At 72.2% G+C, this 1,274-nt stretch carries 2 protein-coding genes and 1 pseudogene; all 3 read left to right on the top strand.

The window, feature by feature from the left end:
* Window positions 1-583 (top strand): LuxR C-terminal-related transcriptional regulator (locus ACZ6NC_RS41970; RefSeq protein ID WP_465739154.1); only part of this gene is annotated, 583 nt, incomplete at its 5' end.
* 109 nt (window positions 584-692) lie between these two features.
* The gene (locus ACZ6NC_RS41965; RefSeq protein ID WP_465739153.1) at window positions 693-977 is read left to right on the top strand and encodes an SHOCT domain-containing protein; all 285 of its coding nucleotides are present in this window, start codon (window positions 693-695) and stop codon (window positions 975-977) included.
* Window positions 978-993: 16 nt separating this feature from the next.
* Window positions 994-1,274: pseudogene (locus tag ACZ6NC_RS41960) on the top strand (hypothetical protein); the annotation flags it as partial.

Raw genomic sequence — 1,274 nt, 5'->3', positions numbered from 1 at the left:
CATGGAGGTCGTCGGTGAGGCCGGCACCTGCGCGCAGGCACTGGCCCGTGTCCCGGCATTGCGGCCGCAGGTCGCGGTCCTGGACGTGCGGTTGCCGGACGGCGACGGGGTCACCGTCTGCCGGGAACTGCGCGACGGGATGCCGGAGCTGGCCTGCCTGATGCTGACCTCGTTCGACGACGACGACGCGCTACTCGACGCGATCATGGCGGGCGCGGCGGGCTACGTGCTGAAGCAGGTCAAAGGGGCAGACCTGGTCGGCGCGGTGCGGACGGTGGCCTCCGGCCAGTCCATGCTCGACCCGGCGACGACCCGCAAGCTGATGGAGAGCCTGCGCCACCACGACGAGAGCGAAACCGAGGTGGCACTGTCCCGACTGACGCCGCGCGAGCGGGAGATCCTCGTCCTGGTCGGCGAGGGCAAGACCAACCGGCAGATCGGCCAGGAGCTCTACCTCGCCGAGAAGACCGTCAAGAACCACGTCTCGCGGCTCCTGGCCAAGCTGGGCGTGGAGCGTCGCCTCCAGGCGGCCGTGCTCGCGGCGCACGCCGACACCGAGCACCGGCCCGAGCGGTCGCACTGAGCCCGGTCGGCCCCCGCGCACGGGCCGACCGGCCCTGTACGGGGGCCGGGCTCCGGCACACGGTGGAGGTGAGGCAACAGCCCCACCCCACCTGGCCGAGGAGCCCGCGATGATGTACTGGAACGACTACGGCATGAACGGCTGGGGCTTCGGCCTCATGGCCGTCGGCATGCTGCTGTTCTGGGGACTGGTCGTCGTGGCGATCGTCCTCCTCATCCGCCACCTGGTGCACAGCCCGCAACACGTACCGGGTGCGTACCCCGTCCCGCCGCCCGAGCGCCCCTTGCCCGAGCAGCTGCTCGCCGAGTGTTTCGCGCGCGGGGAGATCGACGCCGACGAGTACCGCCACCGCTTGGACGCCCTCCGCTCTGCCGGCCCTCCGGCCACAGGCTGATGTCCGGGAGAGCATCATGACCACCCTTGCGCTTGACGCCGCCGCCCTGGAGAAGCTGGTCTCCGCCGCGGTGGCCGCACCGTCCATCCACAACAGCCAGCCCTGGCACTTCCGGCTCCAGCCCGAGACCTCGGTCCTGGAGGTGCGGGCCGTGCGGGAGCGTGCCGTGCCGGCCGCCGACCCCCAGGGGCGGGCGATGCACATCTCCGTCGGTGCCGCGGTGCTCAACCTGCGGGTTGCCGCGCGCCACCTCGGCTGGGCGCCCGAGCTGTGGCTGCTGCCCGATCCCGCCGACCC

The sequence above is a fragment of the Kitasatospora sp. NPDC041988 genome (assembly GCF_055588525.1).
Note: the sequence above shows the minus strand (reverse complement) of the source record. Positions and strands in the feature narration are given on the sequence as shown.

Bases quoted from the DNA above. Each gene is read 5' to 3' on its own strand.
- ACZ6NC_RS41965 (WP_465739153.1), top strand. From the start codon at position 693: ATGATGTACTGGAACGACTACGGCATGAACGGCTGGGGCTTCGGCCTC.